This is a genomic window from Neobacillus endophyticus, assembly GCF_013248975.1.
Classification (GTDB): Bacteria; Bacillota; Bacilli; order Bacillales; family Cytobacillaceae; genus Neobacillus; species Neobacillus endophyticus.
In genome coordinates, this window is record NZ_JABRWH010000001.1 from 1,312,311 (window position 1) to 1,333,394 (window position 21,084).

Annotated in this window: 20 protein-coding genes; 11 read left to right on the forward strand and 9 right to left on the reverse strand. The window is 38.0% G+C overall.

Going from position 1 to position 21,084, the window contains the following annotated elements; translation table 11 throughout:
* Nucleotides 1–37: 37 nt before the first annotated feature.
* Both HPT25_RS06375 and HPT25_RS06380 read left to right on the forward strand, forming a co-directional pair.
* Complete coding sequence (locus tag HPT25_RS06375) at nucleotides 38–580, forward strand: flavodoxin family protein (protein WP_173061573.1); 543 nt, start codon at nucleotides 38–40, stop codon at nucleotides 578–580.
* A 290-nt stretch (nucleotides 581–870) separates the two neighbouring features.
* A complete protein-coding gene (locus tag HPT25_RS06380; RefSeq protein ID WP_173061576.1) occupies nucleotides 871–1,986 on the forward strand; it encodes a site-2 protease family protein in 1,116 nt (371 codons plus the stop codon).
* 610 nt (nucleotides 1,987–2,596) lie between these two features.
* Here HPT25_RS06380 and HPT25_RS06385 read toward each other — a convergent pair.
* A complete protein-coding gene (locus HPT25_RS06385; RefSeq protein WP_173061579.1) occupies nucleotides 2,597–2,704 on the reverse strand; it encodes an anti-repressor SinI family protein in 108 nt (35 codons plus the stop codon).
* Nucleotides 2,705–3,224: 520 nt separating this feature from the next.
* On the opposite strand from HPT25_RS06385, the gene HPT25_RS06390 reads away from it, so the two are divergent.
* Complete coding sequence (locus HPT25_RS06390; RefSeq protein ID WP_173061582.1) at nucleotides 3,225–4,316, forward strand: sensor domain-containing diguanylate cyclase; 1,092 nt, start codon at nucleotides 3,225–3,227, stop codon at nucleotides 4,314–4,316.
* Between the two features lie 163 nt (nucleotides 4,317–4,479).
* Here HPT25_RS06390 and HPT25_RS06395 read toward each other — a convergent pair whose 3' ends face one another.
* The gene (locus HPT25_RS06395; RefSeq protein WP_173061585.1) at nucleotides 4,480–5,355 is read right to left on the reverse strand and encodes a LysR family transcriptional regulator; all 876 of its coding nucleotides are present in this window, start codon (nucleotides 5,353–5,355) and stop codon (nucleotides 4,480–4,482) included.
* 118 nt (nucleotides 5,356–5,473) lie between these two features.
* Between HPT25_RS06395 and HPT25_RS06400 the strand changes: the two genes are divergently transcribed.
* Nucleotides 5,474–6,160, forward strand: coding sequence for a class I SAM-dependent methyltransferase (locus HPT25_RS06400; RefSeq protein WP_173061588.1), 687 nt, complete (start codon nucleotides 5,474–5,476; stop codon nucleotides 6,158–6,160).
* 346 nt (nucleotides 6,161–6,506) lie between these two features.
* The gene (locus HPT25_RS06405) at nucleotides 6,507–7,550 is read left to right on the forward strand and encodes a two-component system sensor histidine kinase NtrB (protein WP_173061591.1); all 1,044 of its coding nucleotides are present in this window, start codon (nucleotides 6,507–6,509) and stop codon (nucleotides 7,548–7,550) included.
* A gap of 73 nt (nucleotides 7,551–7,623) precedes the next feature.
* Here the strand turns inward: HPT25_RS06405 and HPT25_RS06410 are convergent, their stop codons facing one another.
* Together HPT25_RS06410 and HPT25_RS06415 are read right to left on the reverse strand one after the other, a co-directional pair.
* Complete coding sequence (locus tag HPT25_RS06410; RefSeq protein ID WP_173061594.1) at nucleotides 7,624–8,907, reverse strand: sensor domain-containing diguanylate cyclase; 1,284 nt, start codon at nucleotides 8,905–8,907, stop codon at nucleotides 7,624–7,626.
* Between the two features lie 262 nt (nucleotides 8,908–9,169).
* The gene (locus HPT25_RS06415; RefSeq protein ID WP_173061597.1) at nucleotides 9,170–9,652 is read right to left on the reverse strand and encodes a hypothetical protein; all 483 of its coding nucleotides are present in this window, start codon (nucleotides 9,650–9,652) and stop codon (nucleotides 9,170–9,172) included.
* Nucleotides 9,653–9,841: 189 nt separating this feature from the next.
* Here HPT25_RS06415 and HPT25_RS06420 point away from each other — a divergent pair, with 189 nt between their 5' ends.
* Both HPT25_RS06420 and HPT25_RS06425 read left to right on the forward strand, forming a co-directional pair.
* Nucleotides 9,842–10,243, forward strand: coding sequence for a GNAT family N-acetyltransferase (locus HPT25_RS06420; RefSeq protein WP_173061600.1), 402 nt, complete (start codon nucleotides 9,842–9,844; stop codon nucleotides 10,241–10,243).
* A 113-nt stretch (nucleotides 10,244–10,356) separates the two neighbouring features.
* Nucleotides 10,357–10,611: a hypothetical protein gene (locus tag HPT25_RS06425; RefSeq protein WP_173061603.1), complete on the forward strand. Its 255-nt coding sequence runs from the start codon at nucleotides 10,357–10,359 to the stop codon at nucleotides 10,609–10,611.
* Between the two features lie 206 nt (nucleotides 10,612–10,817).
* On the opposite strand, the gene HPT25_RS06430 is transcribed toward HPT25_RS06425, so the two are convergent.
* From HPT25_RS06430 to HPT25_RS06445, 4 genes are all read right to left on the reverse strand, one after another.
* Nucleotides 10,818–10,958, reverse strand: coding sequence for an aspartyl-phosphate phosphatase Spo0E family protein (locus tag HPT25_RS06430; protein WP_173061606.1), 141 nt, complete (start codon nucleotides 10,956–10,958; stop codon nucleotides 10,818–10,820).
* 178 nt (nucleotides 10,959–11,136) lie between these two features.
* Entirely contained in the window at nucleotides 11,137–11,535 is a 399-nt protein-coding gene (locus HPT25_RS06435; RefSeq protein WP_217269645.1) for a CBO0543 family protein, read from the reverse strand.
* Between the two features lie 253 nt (nucleotides 11,536–11,788).
* Nucleotides 11,789–12,769, reverse strand: coding sequence for a DUF3231 family protein (locus tag HPT25_RS06440; protein WP_173061612.1), 981 nt, complete (start codon nucleotides 12,767–12,769; stop codon nucleotides 11,789–11,791).
* 293 nt (nucleotides 12,770–13,062) lie between these two features.
* Nucleotides 13,063–16,101 carry an efflux RND transporter permease subunit gene (locus HPT25_RS06445; RefSeq protein WP_173061615.1) on the reverse strand — a complete coding sequence of 1,013 codons (3,039 nt, stop codon included), beginning with the start codon at nucleotides 16,099–16,101 and terminating at the stop codon, nucleotides 13,063–13,065.
* A 484-nt stretch (nucleotides 16,102–16,585) separates the two neighbouring features.
* Between HPT25_RS06445 and HPT25_RS06450 the strand changes: the two genes are divergently transcribed.
* From HPT25_RS06450 to HPT25_RS06460, 3 genes are all read left to right on the forward strand, one after another.
* Nucleotides 16,586–17,833, forward strand: coding sequence for a methyl-accepting chemotaxis protein (locus tag HPT25_RS06450; RefSeq protein WP_173070939.1), 1,248 nt, complete (start codon nucleotides 16,586–16,588; stop codon nucleotides 17,831–17,833).
* Nucleotides 17,834–17,954: 121 nt separating this feature from the next.
* Entirely contained in the window at nucleotides 17,955–18,278 is a 324-nt protein-coding gene (locus tag HPT25_RS06455) for a hypothetical protein (RefSeq protein ID WP_217269646.1), read from the forward strand.
* Between the two features lie 161 nt (nucleotides 18,279–18,439).
* Entirely contained in the window at nucleotides 18,440–18,952 is a 513-nt protein-coding gene (locus HPT25_RS06460; RefSeq protein WP_173061621.1) for a CBO0543 family protein, read from the forward strand.
* Nucleotides 18,953–19,081: 129 nt separating this feature from the next.
* Here the strand turns inward: HPT25_RS06460 and HPT25_RS29340 are convergent, their stop codons facing one another.
* Entirely contained in the window at nucleotides 19,082–19,201 is a 120-nt protein-coding gene (locus tag HPT25_RS29340; RefSeq protein ID WP_376767911.1) for a DUF3949 domain-containing protein, read from the reverse strand.
* Between the two features lie 372 nt (nucleotides 19,202–19,573).
* On the opposite strand from HPT25_RS29340, the gene HPT25_RS06470 reads away from it, so the two are divergent.
* On the forward strand, nucleotides 19,574–20,887 hold the full coding sequence (locus HPT25_RS06470) for a C40 family peptidase (RefSeq protein ID WP_173061627.1): 1,314 nt from the start codon (nucleotides 19,574–19,576) through the stop codon (nucleotides 20,885–20,887).
* Nucleotides 20,888–21,084: the final 197 nt, after the last annotated feature.

The window sequence follows — 21,084 nt, forward strand, 5'->3', positions numbered from 1 at the left end:
TAAGTAAGTCATGAATACAAAAAAGGAGAAATAAGAAATGACAATAGCCGTCATCTACGGGGGAACCCGTCAAAATGGAAATCATGAATTATTAACGGAGCGCGCTGTTCAAGGAATTGTGACAGAGGAAATTTATCTAAGGGATCATACCATCCTCCCAATTGAGGATATGCGCCATTCACCAGAAGGATTTCAGGATCGAAGTGATGATTATAACACCATCATTGACCGGATTTTGCCGCATGACATTTTAGTGTTTTCCACCCCCATCTATTGGTACAGCATGTCCGGCACTATGAAAAACTTTATTGATCGGTGGTCCCAAACATTACGGGATGCAAAATATCCTGATTTTAAAAATAAAATGGCGTCCAAGAAGGCCTTTGTGATAGCGGTTGGAGGGGACGATCCGGCAATGAAAGGTCTTCCCATGATTCAGCAGTTTAAGTATATCTTCGATTTTATGGGAATTGAGTTTGGCGGATATATTCTCGGAGAAGGAAACAAACCTGGCGACGTATTGCAGGACCAAGAAGCACTTTTTGCTGCCTCGCAGCTCAATCTTAAGTTAAAGGACTAGGTCCAAAACATGACCAGGACTGCAGCTCAAGACGGGGAAAGGCCTTACGCCTTTGCCCCTCGGGCTGTCTTTTTTGCCTTGTTTCCAGGCATCGCGGACAATCCCCAAAAGAACAATATCACATTGCTTTAGCGGGGCTCCCCTCCAAGCATGGTCCCTATCAGCTCTCTCCCCAGCTCATCTTTTGGCGTTTCTTTCTCCTTAGCTATTAAACCACAAACATTATTTTCCATTTTTTTATTGTATAATAAACATAGAGAGCTATTGTAGTGTATAAAGGAGTTGTTTATTTGAAGAACAGAAACATAAAGACCGGCGGTAAGAAAACCCCGCTAGGGATATTAGCTGCGTTTGGAGCCCTTCTATTAGGTAAATTTAAATTTGTTTTCATCATTCTTAAGTTTTTAAAGCTTCATACACTTGTGAGCCTGGTGATTTATTTGGGAACCTATGCTTATATTTACGGGTGGAAGTTTGCCGTTGCTCTTGTTTATCTATTGTTTGTTCACGAAATGGGACATGTGTATGCTGCTAAAAGGATTAAGCTTCCTGTTAGTTCAGCCATATTTATTCCTTTTATCGGGGCGGCTGTGGCTCTGAAGGAACTGCCTAAAAGTGCAAAGGATGAGAGTTTTGTAGCATATATGGGCCCTTTATTCGGATTGATCTCCTTTTTACCTGCCATTCCATTGTATTTATATACTCATGAACCCTTCTGGGCAATTGTCATTATTTTGGGCGGGCTCCTCAACCTATTTAATTTAATTCCGATTACCCCTTTAGATGGCGGAAGAATTGCAGCAGGTATTAGTACAAAGCTATGGGGACTGGGAATTGTATTATTATTGGCCTTTTCAATAAAATACCTTAGCTTCATGGGGTTTATTATTGTCATCCTTGGTTCAACCCAATGGTACAGAATATATAAAAAACAAAAAAGGCTGCATGATGATCAGCAGAAAGTTCAAGAACTTGAACAATTGATAATTAAATTAAAGCAAGCAGCACATGATTTAGATGCCCTTCAAGAAATGGTGAAAACGGCACCATGCAAAGAGGCAAATCAGGAAATGACTAAACTCTTTAACACCCTCAATTTAGAAATTGAAAAAAGGAAAAAGGATCTTTATCTCCAACAATTATCTGGCGCTCAAACATGGGGTGAAGAAGAAGGGCATAACCATCAGCAGGTGTTTGAAAGTATTATCCACCAATTAGAAGAAAAATGTTCAGACTTTAAAAAAGACGTCCAAAGAACAGAAACCTATTACAAAACAAGCAAAAAAACAAAAGTTCAATTATTTCTCATTTATATCGGCCTCGTTGCAGCTTTGTCGATAAGTTATTATTATGGCAATGAAATTCTCCTGAACCATCCGGAAATAAGAAATGCTATGCATAAATAAAAACAGTACCTCGTCATTTCCTTACATACACATTCATCTTTTATTTTGCCAATAAATAAACCAGCGTTCAGAAGGTTAGTCCTCTGAACGCTTTCCATTTTTATAAATATGAATATCACGGTTTAAGGAGTAGTTTTTCATGTAAGAATTTTATTGTGACTGCCGATATGAATCCACTTGGAGGATGTCTCATCGTTCTCCTTTTCTATCGCCGCAGTGACATGAACATCATTTGGAGTTTCTTCTACTCCATATGGTGCGATTTCAAGGAAACTTTGAGTTTTCTTTGAAAGAAGGACAATCTAGAGAGGAGTGATCATCATCAATATGTGCTGGATTGTAATTTTGTATAAAAGAATTGGTATCATCCCAGTTTGAATAGTTTGAGAGACTATTCCCCGATTCAACTATATTATTAATACGATTTACCATATGGTTTATTCATCTACTCTTTTTCAACGTTATTAAAAGTATGAATACTATTAAATTTAACTATTATGTAAAAGATTGCGCAGACAGGATTGTTAGAATACTCATAAATACAAGGACTATCTGTTTCATTCTCCTGTTGCTTTACTCCTATTCTTTCAAAACCTTTTTTTAACTATACTTAATCAGAGCTTGTTAAAAATTCTCGTATTTCATCTATCGTTATGCCTAATGTTCGAGCTTCGATGATTAATTTTAGCCATTCTGTGTCTATTTCATTATGATCCATTAAGTAAGCCTCCATTTTGACGAAAATTATCCTAGAATTCTAATTGCTTGTAAGTATAGTTCCTTTGGGCGAGTAACACATTGAAAACCGATAGGACAATATTACTATACCTCTTTCGCATGTTAAACAATTTTATTTCCAATAATTTCGACACCTTCATACAAAAAAAGGAGGAAGGATGTGAAAAAGAGTAGAGATTTTGTCGAATTATTGACTTTTTTTACTTCTTTTGATGAAAGGATCGTCTTTACATTTACTTGCAGAAATGCGACATTTTTAACATAATTTAATATATTAATAATTATTTAATCCCTGTAGTTTTTTCATATTTTTTACATATAATCTATATTTTTACTATAATTTATTAGATCGTAGTTTTCAAGAATTTACTCAATACCAAAAAGCACTAAAGTTTCATCAGAATTGGATATTTGATCAAAAAAGTTTTTGGGAAATTTCCTCCATAACTTTATAGCAAAAAATTATGAATCTCCGTGGCGGATCTTAAAGGTGAGTGATAATGAAGTATACTGGAAGAATAGTTGCTATGAGTATTTTTATGCTTTCCTCTGCTTGCTTTAAAATAAATGATTTTATCAGCTTAGGATACATACCGATATATGAATTCATTTATTCTGCGATATGGGTGCTGCCGATATGGTGGGCAGGAAAAAAATACGATGAATCCAAGTTTTATTTTAAACAACTGCAACAGACGGAAGAAAAATATCGGATCATAACTGAAAATGTCTACGATTTAATCAAAATTATCGATAAAGAGGGAATAATCAAGTATGCATCTCCCTCACATCAAAAGTTATTGGGAAATGCCCCTGATGAATATATAGGCAAGCATTTATTGCATGGTATCCATCCCGATTATACGGAAACTATTTTATCCATGTTATCTAGCTTCAATCCTAAAAATGCCCATTTATTGCCCTACACGGTACAAAGGCAGCATCAAAATGGCTCCTGGATTTGGTTGGAGACTTATGCCCAGCCATTGCTGGACACGAAAGGAAATGTCCAACAATTTATTTTGACTTCGAGAGATATTACGGAAAAGAAAAACTATGAAGAAAGATTAAAAGAATTGGCTTTTCATGATTCCCTTACAAATCTCCCGAACCGCAGGCTATTCAAAGAAAAAGTTACTCAATCTATTCGCGAAGCCGAACGCTATAACCGCAAGATGGCAGTCATGTACATTGACATTGATGACTTTAAGCCCATTAATGATCAATATGGACACGATATTGGAGATGAACTATTAAAACAGTTCGCGTTAAGAATAAAAGGCTGTATTCGAAAAGCGGACGTTGTCGCTCGACTGGGTGGGGATGAATTTGTTGTCCTGCTTTCCGAGATCAGGCATCAAGAGGATTCTCAATTAATCGCAGGAAAAATTATGGAAGTTCTGCGGCAGCCCTGGGTCATTAAAGAATACACTTTTGTCACCACTTCCTGCATTGGCATTGCCATCTATGAGAAAAGCGAGGATTACTATTCCATCATGAAGAGAGCAGACATGGCCTTATATCAAGCTAAAAAAACAGGCAAAAATAACTTTATTACATCTGACGGATTTGCTGCAGAATTTACCGTTTAAGCGTTTCCTTCACTTGGAAAAGCTCTGAACAGACACTATGGCCGTTCAGGGCTTTTTGTTTGTGTTTTTAGTCTGAATTTTACCTAGAGGGTCGTCCGTTATTACTAAATAACTATTCAAACGTTTGATTAATTTCAGTACAAGCCTGTCTTATAAGCAAGTGTTACCAGATTAACGTTGATTCTTGTAAAAAATCGGTAAATAACCGAACTTCATCTGTTACTACTTTTGTTAAGAGATAGGTAGCCGATTTGGGCGGAATAATTTTATCCGGCTGGATCGCTTCCATCTTGTTCCTGCCAATTTCATCCTTCACCACTGTCAGGGGCAGATAGGAGGCACCAAGCCCTTCTTCGATAAAGCGTTTTGTGACCTCCACTTGATTCACGGCCATTGTCTGAACCGTGGGATAATGCCTTTTCACATCTTTTAAAAGAAGATCCCAATAGTCCGGGTGATTATGAGTAATCAGCCGGTATTGATTGAAAATCAGTTGCTCACTTAGCTCCTCTTTCACCTTTCCCTTATATGGGCCTACTAATATGACAGATTCTTGATGAACAACGATGCTTTTAATATTGGCTTGAATCGGGAGAATTCTGGAAAGTCCTAAGTCTGCTCTTCCAGAACTGATTTCCTCTCCAATATCATAGGATTTCAGCACATTGATGACCACCTCTATATCCGGGTTTTCATCCATGAATGTGCGCAGCATAGCTGGAAGAAAGGACGAAGCAATTTGAGGTGCAGCGGCAATTACCAGCTTTCGGCTGTACCCCTGCTTCCAAGCTTCAAATTCTTCCATTCCTCGCTCATACTTCTCTACTAATTCCTTAGCATATGTATAGAACCGGTGGCCCGCTGGCGTAAGGGCTACCTTATTGCCGTTTCTTTCAAATAAATGTATGTTCAGTGTCTCCTCTAGCCTTTTAATATGCTTTGTGACAGCCGGCTGTGTTAAAAAAAGCTCTTCTGATGTTTTTCTGAAATTCTCGTATTTGGCCGTTACAACGAACGTTTTCATCCACTTTATTTCCATATCGTTTCCCCTCACCCCATAACAGTTCGTTATTGATATTCCCATTTTTCGTTATTTTCCATTATACAGAATATTCTATATAATTCAATTAACCAAAATGAATGAGGGAGTGAAATTGATGATTTCCCAATCAAAGAGTTCCATTATCCAAAAATTTAATGAAGACGCCAATCAATACGATGCCCAAAGGAGTAAATTAATACCATGCTTTGATGATTTTTATTCGATTCCCATTTCCATCCTAAACACCCAAACCACAAGGCCAACCGCCCTTGATATTGGATCAGGAACTGGGTTATTTTCTTCCTTTTTACTGAGAAAATATCCTGAAGCCAAACTGACTCTCATTGATATTTCTGAAAAAATGATAGACATTGCAAGGGAGCGCTTTACTCATGTTTCCAATATCCAATATATCGTGGATGATTATACATCCCATGAATTTACCAGTAAATTTGATATCATCATTTCCTCCTTATCCATCCACCACTTAACAGATGCTGAAAAAAGGAACTTATACCATCTTGCTTTTTTATTGTTAAATGAAGGTGGCATTTTCATTAATGCCGACCAAGTTTTAGGACAAACTCCGTTTCTCGATGACCTTTATAAAACGGATTGGAAAAACAAAGTAGAGAATAGCGGTTTATCAGAGAAAGAAATTCATGCTGCTTATGAACGGACCTCGTTAGACAAAATGTCCACCTTAGCAGATCAACTGAACTGGTTAAAAGAAAGTGGATTTAAAGATGTTGACTGTGTTTACAAATACTTTAATTTCGTTGTCTTATTCGGAAGAAAATAATGATTGGGAAGTTAAAGGGCCGCACATTTTTAGATAAGATAAAAATGTGCGGCCCTTTGCGCAACTTCTGTATAATACCACTGAACATCACTGCCTGCGTTAAGTGCACCCTCCTCTTATCATCTAACTTTTTATTGAAATCTGTAAAATAGGAAGATTCTAATCATTATATTTTCTTTATTCCCATTCAGTTTCCCACATGTTACCATAGATTAAAATTAACGTATAAAAAAAGGGACACTGTCTTTAAATCTATTCAATTTTTGAAAACTTCAGTGCTTATTTTATTTATGTTAATGAGGACTTTTGATATATTAAATATAAGTCAATTTTAAGGGGTATGGCTTTGACGCTGCATATTGATTCTAAAAAAATAGATTTTCATCAGTTGGTGGAAAATTCCCTTAACTCCATTTGGATCGTTAACCTGGAGGGGGAGATTCTTTACTGTAATAGAGCGAGTTTGAGTTTGCTTAAATTACCTAGCACCAACGAAATAATTTCAAAGTGTTATTGGCGTTTTCTTCTTCCTGATTTCCATGAGGAAAGCAAGGAACGTCTCAAAAAGGTACTTGAAAATAAAGAAATATTTAGAGTAGAAGTCCAAATGGTTTGTGGGGATGGAGAAATCATTGATGTTGAAGTCATCACAAATCCTTTCTATCTGGAAAATCAAATTTTTGCACAAGTTACCATGCAAAACATTACGCAGCGTAAATTAGCGGAAAAACTTTTGAATGATAATGGAAAATTGGTCGCAGTCGGACAAATTGCAGCAGGAATTGCCCATGAAGTAAAAAACCCCCTTACATCTGTAAAAGGATTTTTACAATTATTAAAGGAAGTAAATTCACATCCTTATATCGATATAATGGATACCGAATTAACAAACGCATTAAATACAATTAAAGACTTATTGCAGGTTGCCAAACCGGATTTGCATCATGAACCCGCCGTTCCGATTGATTTTTGTAAGGAATTGGATTCTATTATTTCCTTATTTCAGGACAGATTTTACGATGTAGAAATAGAATTGGACTTAAAGGAATCAGTTACTGCGTTTATTGGAAAGAGAAACCTATTTCAAAAAGCCTTTTTCAATCTAATTAAGAATGCCCTTGAGGCGATGGACAATAAAGGGAAAATAAGAATCGAGCACTTTGTTAAGGATGAGTGGATCCATATAAAAATAAGTGACACCGGAATGGGTATACCTGAAGAAAAACTACAGTTGCTTGGAACACCTTTCTTTTCCAGTAAAGTAGATGGAACAGGTCTTGGTCTAACACAAGTATATACAACCGTTCATGAACATCATGGAATCATTGTGGTTCAGAGTGAAGTTGGAAAAGGGACTACTTTTCACATTCAACTTCCTTCTAGTTCTTGAAATAAAAAAGGCTGCCGCAATGGCAGCTGAGTCCTGCAGGTACTATTTTAATGAAAAGAGTATCTTTTCTTGCCTATGAACCAAACTCCACTCTGTTTCTTCCATTTTTCTTGGCCATATACAACGCTTGATCGGCGCGATCAATACAAGACTTCGCACCATCCCCTTTTTGGAATTCGCAGATACCGAAACTAGCGGTAATATGATAATCCTCTAAAGGAGTAAGAGTGATCGATTTCCGCAATCTTTCTGCATAAGAGCCCGCATCTGGAACGGTCGTTAAAATCGCAAATTCCTCTCCCCCGTATCGAGCGAAAACGTCTGTTTCAAGAATTTGCGCTGAAATGATATCTGTTACATGACGTAAGACACGATCTCCCTCTGTATGACCAAATTTATCATTAAACATTTTAAAATGATCAATATCTATTAAGATCAAGCTAAAGGATTTTCCATATTTATAAAAAATGGAAATTAATTCATCTAATCTATGATCAAAATAACCCCGATTGTATATTCCTGTTAAAGCATCTGTTTCGGCAAGCTGTTTTGTATCATTGATCGTTTTTTGAAGTTGATAGCGCATGACAGTAAGACTTGAAACTAGGTCCGATATTTCATTAAGATGTTTTTTATCATATGGTAAATGAACATCAAAATTCCCCTTGGATAACTCCTTGATCGCTAATCGAACCTCGAGAATTGGTTCTGCTATTTTTTTAAAGGCACTTAACATCCACAAGATGAGAATACTGAAAAGTAAAACAGAAGTAAGGATCAGCAAAAGATGATAGCGTAATGATAAAGTAGAAACCAGTTGCAATTGTTCTCCTTTTAAAGAGGTAATTTTATCTATAGCTATTTTAGAACTGGCTCGAAAATCATCAAAACTATTTTTTCCCGCATTAAGGCTTGCACTCGTGACTTTCGTACCTCGTTCTTGCCATTTCACTTGCTGCGCCCCGTAATGATTATGCCAATAAAGCCCTTTTTCAATCATTTGATTAAGAGGAGCAGCAATCGAAGGATAGCTGTGACTATTCGATTTTATCTCAGCCGAAAGTTCAGAATATATTTTTGTTCCTTGATTATATGGTTTCAGAAATTGCTTTTCTCCAGTTAAATTGTAGCCCCGCTGCCCGGTTTCTTGGTCCACAAGTGCTTGAATTAAGGAATGGACATTCACATTAAGATTATCCAGCCTGCCAATCTCTAGATAGATTTGATTCGTTTTATTAAATAACAGGACCGTTAGGACGATCATTGATACAACATAAACAACCCCAATGAGACCTGTTTTTAATAGTAATTCCATGCCAATTTTGGTTCTATAAATTTTTGAGATGAATTCGCTCATAGATGCACCTTCTTTTTACAAGACAGCTAAATTTGACAGATCTGAATACTATAACTGCCATTCTGTCACTAAAAATTATATACCTATAATATCAAAAATAATTATAAAATTGAAACCGTTAATTATCACCTTATGTGCCGAAACGATCCTAACCAAAACAAAATAAAAAGACCGCCATTGCGGTCCTTAGCTCCTATCTCAAAAAACATTCTTTCTTTATCTATATCTTTTCCTTTTATCAGCAAGGATTTCATTCACAAAATTAGGATTTACATTTGATTATTTTTTTGTGTAATGGGAGGATCAAAAGAAAAATAACGAAATAAAAAGGGATTGAAACGAAAAAGCCCCAGCCATGTGTCTTCATGTACCCTACCTTGATCATTCCCCATTCAATTAGAGTGGAAATGATCGTGAAAACAATCGCTAAAATCCATTTGTTTTCCCTTTTAAAATAATTTAAATAAATGACGGCGAGTGATGAAGGAATCAAACTGTAGCTGAAAAACTCTCCTATCCCCGTGATTTTTGGATTTCCAAAATCAACAATGTCCAGCATTTTTCCAAATACAGAATCGGAAAGCCAAGCAAAGAAACCAATAATTCCAAAAGTAATATAAAAATCTCTCCAACTGATTTCCTTTTTAGGCATCAAAAGTGCGTAAATAAACAATATCAAAGATATTACAATAGCAAGCCAGAGTCCTTGGGCATGTATATCTAAATTCTTGATAAATGATTGCATACTCATCACCTCATTAATATTATCCCCAATTTAGTGATGAATATTTTTATATTAGAACATGGACACACCGCTTTTAGTAAGTGATGCAATCAAACTGGTACCATAAAAAAGTGGGTTTCTGGTACTTACCATTTGGAAGATTATTTCGTAAAATTCGATTAACTTAGAGGTTATTGGAGGAATAATTGTATGGAAAATATAATTTACAAAATCAACGAAACCATTACACCGGAAGAAATGTCCATTATTTTTAAAGCGTCGGGAATAAGACGTCCGGCTGATGATCTGCCACGGCTGCAAAAAATGATTGATCATGCAGATATTCTGATCACAGCATGGGTGGACCAAAAGCTTGTTGGGATAGCCAGAGCACTAACGGACTTCAGTTATTGCTGCTATTTATCTGACTTAGCGGTTGATAAAGAGTTTCAAAAAGTGGGGATAGGAAAGGAAATGGTGAGAATTTTACAAGAACAAATTGGTGAAGAACTATCGCTTCTATTGCTGGCATCTCCTATTGCAATGGAGTATTATCCTCGGATCGGGTTTGCTCCGGTCCATAATGGATACATGATTCCCAGAAAGCGTTAAAAGGAACCTTTTTTTTGATATCTAAATTTAAAGCCAACAGAATAAATCCGTCACAAGGCTTCCATCCTAACATAAAATAGCTGACAAGAAGGTAAGAATGGGAGGAAAAAAGTGTGCCCTCAGTCATCAATTTAGGTATTTTAAATGTCAATTCCACCCAGCCCAGTTCAGCAGTCAATGTCGGTGAATCAGTGATTAATGGTATGGACGCCAACAGAAAATACAATTTAAACGTCGGGGGTATGTATGGCTTTGGGAATGTGATTACTTGTAATTTAAATAATATTAATGACAGTTTTGAAATGGTCGATGGCGTCATTTTTGATCAGGATATCAAGCCAAACATCGGCGGAGGCGGGAATGTATAGAGAAGCACGTACTGCTTCCTTACTTAAGAATCATTTATTTTTTCGTTCCCTTTGTAGAAACGAACAAATATTGCCTTATACAAAGCCATCCAACACAGTATGGTCTTGTATAAGGCAATATTCATGCTAAACACAAATTTTTTTACTCTTTTGCCAAAGAACTAACCGCTTGTTTTCTTTTAAAATCGCACAACGCTTTTCTATGGTCACTTTATTCTCAGATTTAATAATAGATCTAGTTCTTGACTTAAACTTATTGTTTCCTCCGATGTGAACCCTTTTGACATTCCGGCTGAAATCATTCTTTTTCTTAGAGTTTCAATAAGTTCATATAGATATGTATTCATCTGATTCGCTCCTTACCTGCGTCAATAAACTGATTTTAACAAATGGGAGCGGATACAAGAAAATGGTTTTCATCATCAAATACCGACATACTCAGTACTTTTTTGGCGATTTTTGGCAAATAAAAGAAAATAACAACGACAAACATCAAAAGACACCCAGACTTTCATCAATCAAGAATTAAATCTTCACTTTTAGAACCAGCCATCTGGCAAGAGTCCCGCTAATATTGTAGTACAGTAAAGAGTAAAAAAGCTTCCAATGAATTAGTTGATATAATTTCAACCATATAAAAAACGGTTCACCTAAATACGCCATAAATAAAGATAGTAGAAAATTATAGATCAAAAAGGCCTTCCATGTTTTCGTCCACTGATAAACTACCATCATTAAGCATGGAACCAGTGCAAGGTCAGCTGGAATTAAAGGAGGGAACATTTGGAATAATTTGGTCGGGTATACCCACCACATTAAATCTGTCCCAAGATTATCCAAGACAATGGCCGAAATCATAATGAGAATACCGTAAAATAAGATTTCCATTAATCGTTGTTTGTCTTTTAGTTTCCTCCATATCAACCATGGAATAATGGAAAGAAGTAAAAGGATCCACCATCTCCAAGAAAACAAGTCATTGTGAATCCAATAATCGAAAGAAATATTTTTTAATTTCTCTCGTGCATTTGTAACGTCCTCAAAAGATGGAAAAGATTTTGCCAGATCTTCTTCCCCCTTCTCACCTAATTATTACTTTGATTTGGCGAATGCATTTCTTTCATTCATGAAGTAATTGCAATTTAACCACCTCATCCTAATGGTTCGATAATTTGTCTCAATCACTTGCCATCGGCGGCTGCTCTAACCAGCCATGTTCGATCATGATTTTCGCTCCATCTGCAGCATATTGTTCAACCTCCAGTATCAGCCGCCCATACTCTGCACCCAAGTCCGTTCTGGGGCTCATCGACATACTCGTGCCATAATAAGCCATTCCATATGAATTTAAGGCTGTCACTTGAAACATCATTAACTTATCAGAAAACGGGGCTGCTGTTGATTCCGTTATCTGTGTATCCCATGGCATCGGTGCTGGCAAATGCTCGTCTGTTAATTTCCCACTGAATACTTCTACATGCTTTTTTGCAATGTCTCTCCCTCTTATAAAATATTCTTTTACTTTATGATTTTTAGCAACTTGACTGTAGCCGACTAATGTTGCCATACCAAGTGCATTTCTCTGAATATTAGAATAAAGATGGGTGATCTCTGCTGCTGTCAGTGGTCTCCTATCCCCTAGTAATCCTCCTATAAAGCTTTTCTTTTTAACAAATTCCACTTCTTGAGGCAACGGAATACTTGGAGTGCGCACATAAATCCCTTTCTTCAATAACAATTCAGTTGTTCTAGCATGAATTTCAGCCAATTCCATTAAGCATTCTGTATAATATTGGACGATATCGGAGCGAACAGATAAAGCTAGTGCCATACCATAGGCACTTAATCCCAAGTTGCTTTCCCGCAATAAAAAACGTAAATAATAAGTGTCATTAAATAGGCGCGGGGCATTCAAATCTACGTCTTCCCCTTCCGAAAAACCTTGTGGTAAGGGAAAATTCTCTTTAGTAAAAAAAGCGGTTAATTTAGGAATACGGGATTGTACACAATGCAATGTATACTCTAAAACATGCCGTATTTCTTCATCTTCCACATTGCTTAGAAAATATTTCAAAACACAGTTTGAGAAGCGATCTTGTATATAAGAAGCCCATAGTTGTGAAATTTCTGCAGTCGATAACCTTGTATCATGCTCCATTTTTAAATGCTCATTCCTTCCGACGGTAATGGTTCCATTAGTGTTTGCAGGAAAAGATGGGTTTATTAAAATAATTTGTTATGGATAAAGAAAACTCACCCCCTGGCGAGCCCGTTAGGGCGATGACAGAGGCGTAGTTCACCGAAAAGCACCGCCCTTTCGACTGCGAAGCTAATGCTCACGAAGCATTCCTTCGTGCACTTATGCCTGATAGGAAAGTTATGCTTTCCCATCGGTAAAAAAAGAAGCTGCTGCTGCAGCTTCCCTCTTTATCCATAACGAATGCATATTCATCAATTACTGATGGTATTCTCCACTGCCGAATCTGCTAAACTACGGGCTTGTTTTTTAGCTTTCCGGAAATGGAATAACTCATAGAATGTTGGAATGACAATTAAGGTCAGTAAGGTCGATACAATCAATCCAAAAATAACGACCACGGCTAGCCCTTTGGAAACAATATTCATGCTCATGGCGGATTCGTGGGCAAATAATAATGGAACCATGGCAAAAACGGTGGCGAGTGCCGTCATCAAGATTGGGCGCAATCTTACCTTGCCTGCTTCCATAATCGCTTCCCTGATCGTCATATTCTCTTCGTTATGACGGATGCGATCGATCAGCACGATCGCATTGGTCACAACGATTCCCACAAGCATCAGCATTCCGATTCCTGAGGAGATGTTAATACTTGATTTTGTTACTACGAGCCCTAAAAGCGAACCAATAGCTGCTAACGGCAAAGATAATAAAATCGCAAAGCTTGCCCGGAATGATTTTAATGTGATAAGCAGAATCATAAACACAATTCCGATGGAAAACAAGGCAAGTTTCCCAAGCTCTTTTAAGTCATCAGACGACTGCATGGAGGAGCCGGTGATTTCAGCGCTTGTGTCTTTACCGAATGTGCTGTTATTGTTCCAGACTGTTAATTGTTTCTGGATTTGTCCCGCCACATCTACCATTTTGTTCGGATCTACATCGGCACTGACCTGAAGGTAATGATAACCGTCTTTGGAATAAATGGTGCCTGGCTGTTTTGACTCCTCCACTTTGGCGATGCTCGACAATAACACTGGTCCGCTCGCGGTCATGATTTGAAGCTTCTTTAAATCGTCTGCCGTGTTGATTTCTTTGAGCGCCCCGAGTTTGACCATGGTGGTCCGGCCGTCAATTTTCACACTTCCAATCACTGCCGGCTCAATCATACTATGAATGGTTTGTGCAATTTCCTGTGCGTTTGAGACAGTAGGATCCACGGTGATGGTTACGGTTGGCTTTCGATTTTCATCATTTGTTTCTACTTTTTGAACGCCGGCAATGCGCTGGAATTTCTTTTTGATTTTATCGGCGGCCTTTTTAATATCGTCCTCATTTTTTCCAGTAACATCAACCGATACGGTTGTTTTATTCTCACCCATGAGGCCTGCCGTATTGGCCGTTAATTCCGCGCCTGGAAATTGGTTCTTTTCCTTGCGCAAATGCTGAACAATTTTAGCCGAATCCGCGCCATCCTTCAGAAAAACAAAGAACTGGACTTGATTGTCGTCTTGAAGTTCTCCGAATTGAGCTGCATCGGCATTATTTCCAACTTGGACAATGTTACTTTTAACCCCGTCTTCTTTTGCAAGAATGGTTTCCATTCTTGTCAGTCCATTTTTGATATCCTCAAACTGAGTGCCATCTTGATAGCTCAGCATAACAGATAAAAAGGCGCTGTCTTTTTGGTCCACTGAACCTTTTGGCATGGTGGCAAACAGGCCAATTGCGCCGACCACCACCACAATCGATAAGACTATCGGAAGCCATTTATGGTTCAGAGACCAGCGAAGAACAGACGGATAGAACGATCCTTTCTTGTGCTCCTTGGTTTGCACTTTCTTCATCATACGTCCGCTGAGCATTGGAACGACGGTTAGTGAAACCAGCAAGGATGAAAGCAATGAGCAAGTAATCGTAATCGCAAAAGGCGCGATTAAATCCCTTAAACTTCCAGATGCAAGTGTCATAGGAAGAAACACTGCTACTGTTGTAAGAGTGGATGACGTAATGGCAGCCGCCACTTCTTTCACCGCTTCCACAATAAAGGCAGGCGTCAGTTCATTCCCCTGCTTTCTCCGATAAATGTTCTCGACAACCACAATGCTGTCATCCACGAGCCGCCCGACCGATACCGCGATTCCGCCAAGGGTTAAAATGTTCAGCGTTACACCGAAGAAAGAAAGCAGAATCAATGTGATGCAAAGCGAGAGCGGGATACTAACAATCGTAATGAGCGTCATGCGGAAGCTTCTTAGGAACAGCCAGATGATCAAGGTGGCAAACAAGGCTCCTGTCAATACTTCCCTAGTCATAGAATTAATGGAATCAAGCACAGTATCCGCCATATTGATGAATACAGTGGCATTCAGTACTCCTTTATAATCATGGTTAATCTTCTTAGCTACATCTGCCACTTGTTTACCGACCGTTACAGCATTACTGGTTGAGTCCTTTTGGGCAATAATTTCGATGAAATTCTTACCATTCATATGTGTAATACTCTTTGTGTCTTTCTCCATAGACACGTCAGCGACATCCTTCAGCTTGGTGCCTGCGTTTAGCTGAAGATTCTTCACATCGTCAAGACTCGTGATTTTTCCAGTCACGATAATGCTTGTTTCTTGTTGATCCAAGGTTTGTTCTCCTACCGCAACGGATGCATTTTTCCCTTGGAGAATGGTATATAATTTTTCAAGAGAGATATGGGCGGCAGCGAGCTTTGCCGGGTCTGTTTTAATGAGGACCTGCTGATTTTGTCCGCCATAGGTCATGACATTGCCAACACCCTTGACGTCTTTAATCATCGGCAGAATCTCGTTTTCTACAAGATTCAATTCCTTGTTTCCTATTTCGTTTTTAAAAGACAGTCCCATCTCCACTACAGGGATCTGTGCAGTATTGAGCAACACCACGTAAGGCTTCGTCACGCCCTCTGGCAGATTGACGGTTGCGATGTTTTCTTGAATTTGCTGCTTCGCATCTTTCAGATTTGTGTCAGATTCAAATGTTACCGTCATCTGGGAAAAATTATTTCCCGTTTCAGCTATTACGTTTCGCTTCCCTTTAATGCCGGTTAATGCCTTTTCGATCGGCTGTGTGACCTGTTCATCCATACTGACTGCATCCATACCGTTACCAACTGTCGAAATGGTGATATACGGCTGATTTGCGGACGGCATAAGTTCCATCGGGATACTGGTATAACTAAAAATACCGAAAATAATAAAAGCCACTACGGAAAAAACAAGAGCAGCCCTATTCCGTAAGGCCCATTTTGTGAACCATGTCATACATAACCCCCCTTTATGTAAATGTAAAAACAGGAAGATTATACCACTGGTTATAGAAGATTACACCAATAAATTGGAAAATTTATTTTATTTTTACATAATTTTAAAACGGCATAGGCAAGGAGCCTCCCACCGCCAAATAATAAGCAACAGTGTTATTAAATTCACTTTCTCTCATTTAATAAGTTTTAGATGGAAAGAAGTTTTTTTAAACTCTATTTCAAATGAACCGATAACTTTAAGTAAGTGGAGGATTTCTGAAGCGATTTCATAGACATGTGTTGGTTTATTTGCCAATAAGTCATTTTCAAAAACCTCCTTATAATTCGGTAGAATATTTTATAGTATTATTTCCCTACAATCTTCTATTTTTTTCTGAATAATACTTTAAAACTTAATTATAGGTTTAAAATAATATTTCCAGGGGGATGGCATCGTGAGAGAAAAAAAGAAGTATAAGTTCGGTTTAAATAAAAGGCTTGCTATGTTTACGACAATACTTGCTATTATTACCTATTCGACAAGCGCCTTTTTTATTTATTATGTCTATGGTTTTGTTTCAGGTCTATTTAATCAAAATGTTTTTACTATACTCACGTTAGTTTTAGGGATTTTTTGGTCTGGAGTACTGGCTTACTTCACTGCTACACGGTTTATAACGAAGCCACTAAAGTTATTAGAGTCGGCTGTAGGTAAGGCTGCAAATGGAGAAATTGGAGAAGATGCACCTGTTCCTTTAATTGATGATGAAATCCGCTCACTTAGTTTAGCATTTAACGAAATGCTGCAGAGTATTCGAGATATTGCCCTCAATATTGATACCAACTTTGAAAGCACGAAAGAAAAAGTTGTTCAGATGACAGCCGCATCCAATCTGGCAGTTGAACATTCCCAAACTATTTCACAAACAATTTCTTACATTTCAAACGGGGTGGAAACTTCTGCTGCTGCTATGCAAGCAACAGCTCAGTCTGTAGAAGATGTATTGCACATGGCTAATGAAGTTCAGGACAAAGCGCGCACATCAGAAAATTTATCCAGAGAAATGGTAGATACCTTAAATAACAGTAAACAAATTATTCACTCGCTTGTAAATGATGTACAAGAAATGAAACATAGCAGTGAAGAATCACTGGAATCTGTCAAACGCTTGGAAAGTCATGCAAATGAGGTAGAGAATATTATTTCATTTGTTGGAGAAATTGCAGGTCAAACCAATTTATTAGCCTTAAATGCATCAATTGAAGCTGCCCGAGCTGGCGAGCATGGAAAAGGATTTGCTGTCGTGGCTGAAGAAGTACGAAAACTGGCAGATCAAAGTGCCCATGCCGTGGAAGGAATTTCTACCCTGATCCAAAATATTCAAAAAGAAGTTACGAATGTCGTGAACCAAATTACCAAACAAGTTAGATTGGCAAACGAAGAAGCCAATAAAGGCAGTGAAACCAACCAAGCCATTCATAGGATGGGGCATTCAATCGATGAAGTCGTTCAAGCTGTAAAATACATTGGCACTCTTGTTGAACAGCAATTCCGTCATATTGGACAAACAGCAGGTCAATCACAGGAAGTGACGACAATAGCACAAGAGGCTTCCACAAGCGCTTTAGAAGTAGCATCTGCTGCCGAGGAGCAAACAACTATCATTCAAGATGTTAACAAATTAGGAAATGACATCGTTCTGCAGGCAGAGGCCTTAAAGGAAACGATTAAGCGATTCAATTTGAATTAACCCCTAAATCTAAGCATCGGGCTAAAAACCGATGCTTTTTTATATGTGTCTTAAGAATTTTGTAACATAATAACAATTATTAGTTGATTTTTTCAAAATACTATTATTTACTATACTGAAAATGACCAAAGGGGTGGTAAACATTAGCGGCTTCATTATAGATTTACTGTTGGATCTTGCAGGCGAAGTGATTGGACATTTCCTACCTGGAGCTAGATCTGAAGCTAGATTCCAAAAACATATTATGAGACTAAAAGAAGAGCCCTGGTTTGCATCATTGGAAAAAGACTATAGATATGAATATATCATTTTTCAAAATAGGAAGGTAAAGCGATTCTTGAACAGCGAGAAAAATATCAAAATGATCATCAGTATGGAGGAGGAAAAGGAGAGGTTCATTAACATGGTAAAAGAAGAGCATATAAAATTTACAAGAGTATATTAAAACTCATAAATTCTAGGGCTATTTTTATCAAGGGCATGCCGTAAGATTTCGGATTTTCCCTATTCTACTTTACATTTAGATAAAAAGGACTAAACAACGCCAAATTGGTTGTTTATTTTTTACTATTATTGGAAAAATATTTGTAAAGTAGGTGATAAGATGTGATTGCCATTGTTTACTCAATATTTTGGATCATCATTTCCGCAAAATATGGTGACCGGGACTGGAAAAAATATTATCCTTCTATGCTGTTCGCAGCACTTGCCAATACTTTATATGAGGTTCTCTGTTATAAATACCAACTGTGGCAAATGGAGCCAAACGGTCTGAAGTATTGTATCATACCGATGCTGTTATTGATCATGATTGGAATGCCTTTGTCCACGTGGGTTTTTTTGTCCCATTATCCTTTTCGTTCGAGCACATCCAGGAAGATCCTATATGTTACATTTTTCATTTTGCTCTTCGGGATTTTAGAGTATGTTTCAGTCAAATTAGGCTCCATCACCTATCATCACGGCTGGAACATTGGATGGTCTTTTTTATTTGATATCATCATGTTTATGATGATTCGAATCCATTATTCTAGGCCCATTATTGCCATCCTGCTATCCCTACCACTTATCGTGGTATTGTGTCTGATTTTTAACGTTACTTTGGATAAAATGAAATAAGAAGGAAAAAGGATGCCAAACGTGAACGGCGATCCGTTTTTAGCCAATAGGGAAGAATTTCTTTCCTATCCCGCATCAGAGCGGATACTCTTCTGTCTTCTTAGGGACCCGCCAGTTGGAGAGAAATCTTTATTTTTTGTGTTTCCAATTGTATAACATCGTGGCAGGCATGTTGGCTCCAATAAACAATATGCTGCCTTGAGCGTGAAAATTTAATTCTTGCTCCTCAAAGCCCATCTTGTCATACATCTCCTATTGGCTTAGTCCTTTCTTTTCATTTTTCCGGGCTCTATCTTTTAATTCCTCTATATAGGAATATTGGAAAGGTAATAAGATCAAAGATAATAATAGGTTGCTGCCTAATATCAAAATAACACCGTACCCCTACTTTTCTCCCCCTTCTAGTTATTTGGAATACTTATATTTCCATCACTCCCCCCTAAACGTTTTATATTTAAAACAACTTTCTACCTATTTTTGTGATTTTGCCTTTACCACTCACTCCCCGCCATAATCTCATATTAAAGTTGTTTTAGCGCTACTTTTTAACAAAATTCCCCCAAGATTCTAGAAAACTATGGTAATATTAATTCATTATACTGAACTCGAGGTGATTACTAGATGAAGAAAACCATCATTGGTACAATGTCGACAACCGCTCTGTTTTCAACTTTCTTTGCTGGAAATGCTTTTGCCGCGACCTATAAAGTTCAAAAAGGTGATACTATATCGAAAATTGCCTCCAAATTTAAAACTAGTGTCAAAGAGATCAAGACTCTGAACCATTTACCGTCTGACTCCATCTATGAGAATCAAACACTTACTATTTCTAATTCTGCTGTTTCAGTGCAGAAAGTACAGCAAACAAACTATACCGTCGTGAAGGGCGATGCGCTTATCAAAATTGCCAACCGCTACGGGGTTACTGTGGGCGAGCTTCAGCAATGGAACAATCTTAAGAGCACGATGATTTATGCCGGCCAAGTATTAAAGGTGTCTGCTCCAGGTCAAACTGTCAGCGTCACTACGCCTAATCCAAACATAGAGAAAAAGGCGGCTTCGCCCGCCCCCACACAACAAAAAACTACAGCATCAACCAGCATTTATACAGTTAAAAGCAATGATTGTTTAAGCAAAATTGCGGTCCCATATGGAATGACAGTCCAACAGTTGAAGTCACTGAACAATCTTTCATCTGATACGATTTATATCGGACAGAAGCTAAAGGTTTATACCCATCCTGCTGCTAAGACACCTACACAAGCGCAGACGCCACCTGCTTCGATCCCAATAAAACAGACATCTGCGGCACCAACGAAGCCGCATCCAGCTCCAGTTGGTTCCGTAACTGAATACATAGTGAAAAGCGGCGATACACTTGGCAGCATCGCCATAACATATCAAACAACTGTCCAAAATTTAAGGTCCCTTAATAATCTAACTTCCGATGCAATTTATGTTGGACAAACATTAAAGGTTCCAGCTCAAACGACAACGAGCCCGACAACTTCTGGAATTCCTGCTGGTTCATCCGTCTCCGCTTCAGGAACATCCACTACGTCACCACTCGATTTTGCCACACAAATGGTAAAAGTAGCGAATAACTTAATTGGTGTTCCCTATATATGGGGGGGCAGTGATTTAAGCGGCTTTGACTGTAGCGGATTTATTTATTATGTGGCCAATCAGGCCGGGAAGAAAATTGGCCGCTACTCTGCAGACGGCTATTACAATCGAACCTATTACGTTGATAAACCCATTGCCGGTGATATCGTCTTTTTCAAAGATACATATAAAAAGGGAATTTCACATATGGGCATTTACCTCGGCAACAATCAATTCATCCACGCCGACGAAAAACACGGGATTATGATCTCTCACTTAGACAGCCCATACTACACTACCCATTTCGACAGCATTAAGCGGTTTTATTAAAGGAATGAAGCCAGCCTTCTCATTAGATTGGAGGCTGGCTTTTAGCTTATAGTGATGTTCCGTTGAAACTTCCACAATAAGCACGCTGCTTTCGGATGCTTCCTGTATAAGGATTTCTCCAGAAATCTTCAGAAACAATCTTCTCCCTTTCCTCATAATATGGACTACCTTCAAAGACATAAACATCAGGATAAATG

What these genes read in the sequence shown, in the direction of transcription:
- HPT25_RS06375 (WP_173061573.1), top strand. Translation starts at nt 38, where the DNA reads ATGACAATAGCCGTCATCTACGGGGGAACCCGTCAAAATGGAAATCAT.
- HPT25_RS06385 (WP_173061579.1), bottom strand. Translation starts at nt 2,704, where the DNA reads ATGGATCATAATGAAATAGACACAGAATGGCTAAAATTAATCATCGAA.
- HPT25_RS06390 (WP_173061582.1), top strand. Translation starts at nt 3,225, where the DNA reads ATGAAGTATACTGGAAGAATAGTTGCTATGAGTATTTTTATGCTTTCC.
- HPT25_RS06395 (WP_173061585.1), bottom strand. Translation starts at nt 5,355, where the DNA reads ATGGAAATAAAGTGGATGAAAACGTTCGTTGTAACGGCCAAATACGAG.
- HPT25_RS06400 (WP_173061588.1), top strand. Translation starts at nt 5,474, where the DNA reads ATGATTTCCCAATCAAAGAGTTCCATTATCCAAAAATTTAATGAAGAC.
- HPT25_RS06410 (WP_173061594.1), bottom strand. Translation starts at nt 8,907, where the DNA reads ATGAGCGAATTCATCTCAAAAATTTATAGAACCAAAATTGGCATGGAA.
- HPT25_RS06415 (WP_173061597.1), bottom strand. Translation starts at nt 9,652, where the DNA reads ATGCAATCATTTATCAAGAATTTAGATATACATGCCCAAGGACTCTGG.
- HPT25_RS06420 (WP_173061600.1), top strand. Translation starts at nt 9,842, where the DNA reads ATGGAAAATATAATTTACAAAATCAACGAAACCATTACACCGGAAGAA.
- HPT25_RS06430 (WP_173061606.1), bottom strand. Translation starts at nt 10,958, where the DNA reads ATGAATACATATCTATATGAACTTATTGAAACTCTAAGAAAAAGAATG.
- HPT25_RS06440 (WP_173061612.1), bottom strand. Translation starts at nt 12,769, where the DNA reads ATGGAGCATGATACAAGGTTATCGACTGCAGAAATTTCACAACTATGG.
- HPT25_RS06445 (WP_173061615.1), bottom strand. Translation starts at nt 16,101, where the DNA reads ATGACATGGTTCACAAAATGGGCCTTACGGAATAGGGCTGCTCTTGTT.
- HPT25_RS06450 (WP_173070939.1), top strand. Translation starts at nt 16,586, where the DNA reads ATGTTTACGACAATACTTGCTATTATTACCTATTCGACAAGCGCCTTT.
- HPT25_RS06455 (WP_217269646.1), top strand. Translation starts at nt 17,955, where the DNA reads ATGACCAAAGGGGTGGTAAACATTAGCGGCTTCATTATAGATTTACTG.
- HPT25_RS29340 (WP_376767911.1), bottom strand. Translation starts at nt 19,201, where the DNA reads ATGTATGACAAGATGGGCTTTGAGGAGCAAGAATTAAATTTTCACGCT.
- HPT25_RS06470 (WP_173061627.1), top strand. Translation starts at nt 19,574, where the DNA reads ATGAAGAAAACCATCATTGGTACAATGTCGACAACCGCTCTGTTTTCA.